Here is a 2,275-nt window from a genome sequence, read left to right as displayed (position 1 = left end):
CCTGCGCGAAGCCGCGCAGCGCCGCGTCGATGGCCGCCTGCGCCTCGGGCTCCACGGCCGCGTCCATCAGGCCCTGGGAGGCGCGCCATACCATGTGCGCCCCTTCCCTCAGGATGTTCAGCGCCACGGCCATGGCCACCACCGGGTCCAGCCAGAGCCAGCCGGTCGCGCTGGCCGCGCCGATGCCGACGACCACGCCCGCCGAGGTCCAGACATCGGTGACGAGGTGGCGCGCATCGCCCTCCAGCGCCACCGACCGGTGCACGCGCGCGGAGCGGAACATCAGCCAGGCCAGACCGCCGTTGAGCGCCGAGCTGACCACCGACAGCGCCAGGCCCCAGCCGACCTGCTCCAGCGGCTGCGGCGAGGACAGCCGGTGCGCCGCCGCCCAGAAGATGGCGGCGGAGGCCCCCACGATCAGGATGCCCTCGAACCCGGAAGAAAAATACTCGGCCTTGTGGTGCCCGTAGGGGTGGTCGTCGTCCGCCGGGCGCTGTGCCACGGTCACCATGGCCAGCGCGAACACCGCGCCCGCCAGGTTGACGAACGACTCCAGCGCATCGGACAGCAGCCCCACCGAGCCGGTGAGGTGCCAGGCCAGCGTCTTGAGCACGATGGTGACCAGCGCCACGGCCACCGAGCCCCACAGCAGCGTGCGGGGCGCGGGCGCGGCAGGACCGGTGCGGCCCGGGGCGCTCGGATCGGAAGGCAGGGGGCGGGAGGGCATGGGCTGGCAAGGAAAGCGCCGGGGCCGCCATTCTGCCCCGAACGGCGCCATCCCGACCCGCCGGCGGCCTGCCACGGCGAGCCCGCCACGCCCGCGAGGCCCCCATCCACTGCGGCCTGGCCGGCACCCGGAAGGGGATGCGAGAGAGCGCTCGCGCCCGCCCGGCTCAGGCCGGCAAGCCGTTGAACTTGCGCAGCGTCTTGTCGACCAGCCCTTCGGGCAGATAGCGGCGCAGCGAGCGGACCTGGGTGGACTGCTTGCCGGCCGAATAGCGCAGCTTGGGCCGGATGGCCGTGGCGGCCTTCACGACGGCGTCGGCGACGATCTGCGGCGCATCGCCCGCCTCCACCCATTGGCGCATGAGCGCTTCGCTGCGGGCGCGATCGTCGGCATAGTCCGCGAGGGGGCGGTCGGCGCGCGACAGGTTTTCCTCGAAGGCCGTGCGCGTCACGCCGGGCTCCACCAGAACCACGCGGATGCCGAACCGGCGCACTTCGTGGTCGAGGGATTCCGAGTAGCCCTCGATCGCGTGCTTGGTCGATGCGTAGAAGGCGTTGAAGGGCGCCGGAATCAGCCCCAGGATCGAGCTCATGTTGATGATGCGGCCGCTCTTTTGGGCCCGCATGAGCGGCAGCACCGCGTTGACGACGCGGGCGACGCCGAAGACGTTGACGTCGAACAGGCGCTGCGCCTGCCCGATCGAGGATTCCTCGGCCCCGCCCAGCAGGCCCACGCCGGCGTTGTTGACGACCAGATCGATGCGCCCTGCCCGCCTGGCCACCTCGTCCACGAGGCGCTGGACCGACGCCTCGTCCGTCACGTCGCAGGCCAGCATCGTGACGCCGGCGGGCGGATCGGCGGGTGCCTTGCGGCTGGTGCCGAAGACCTGGTAGCCCGCCTGCACCAGGGACCGGGCGGTCACGAGCCCGATGCCCGACGACGCCCCCGTCACGACGGCGATACCCCTGTTCGTCTTGCGCATTGTTTTCCTTTCGTCATGGGCCGGATGGCCGACGAGGGGATATTACTATCGAAACAGTATTAATTCACTACTGAAAAGATATGATCGAAGCACGTTGGGGCGTCTCTCCGTCAGGCATACAGCCGCGAGGCGTTCTGCCGGACCGTGCCGGCCCGGTCCGGGCCCAGCGCCTCCACCACCGGCTGCCACACCGAGGCGTAGGCCGGCATGGCATCAGCAGCGAACGACGTGTGCGGCCAGTCCGAGCCCCACACCAGCCGCCCGGGCGCCACGTCGGCCACACGCCGGACCGTCTCCTGCAGCGCGCCGTAGGGCGCTTGCGCGCGCAGCCGGTACCAGCCGGACAGCTTGATCCACGCGCCCTGCGCGGCCAGCGCCGCGAGGGCGCTCCATGCCGCGTCGTCCGCCGGCAACTCGGCATGCAGGCCCGCCAGGTGGTCGAGCACGCAGGCCACGCCGGTGCGGTCGTGCAACGCCGCGATCTCCGCCAGATGCTCCGGGCCCGCGTACCACTGCACGTGCCAGCCGCGCTCGCGCAGGCGCGGCGCCACGGCGCGAAACGCCTC

Annotated in this window: 3 protein-coding genes; all 3 read right to left on the bottom strand. The window is 71.7% G+C overall.

Annotated elements, in window-relative coordinates; all coding sequences use genetic code 11:
* On the bottom strand, positions 1–727 hold a 727-nt coding region (locus AC27IQ_RS22825), incomplete at its 3' end, for a cation diffusion facilitator family transporter (protein ID WP_487090905.1).
* 166 nt (positions 728–893) lie between these two features.
* Positions 894–1,709 (bottom strand): oxidoreductase, encoded by an 816-nt coding sequence (locus AC27IQ_RS22820; protein ID WP_284425891.1) that lies wholly within the window; start codon positions 1,707–1,709, stop codon positions 894–896.
* Between the two features lie 110 nt (positions 1,710–1,819).
* A partial coding sequence (locus tag AC27IQ_RS22815) for an amidohydrolase family protein (RefSeq protein WP_487090904.1) occupies positions 1,820–2,275 on the bottom strand: 456 nt, incomplete at its 5' end.

The organism is Acidovorax sp. KPB24-07 (assembly GCF_057543315.1).
The sequence above is the reverse complement of the archived record's forward strand: the minus strand, read 5'-3'. Positions and strand labels throughout refer to the sequence as shown.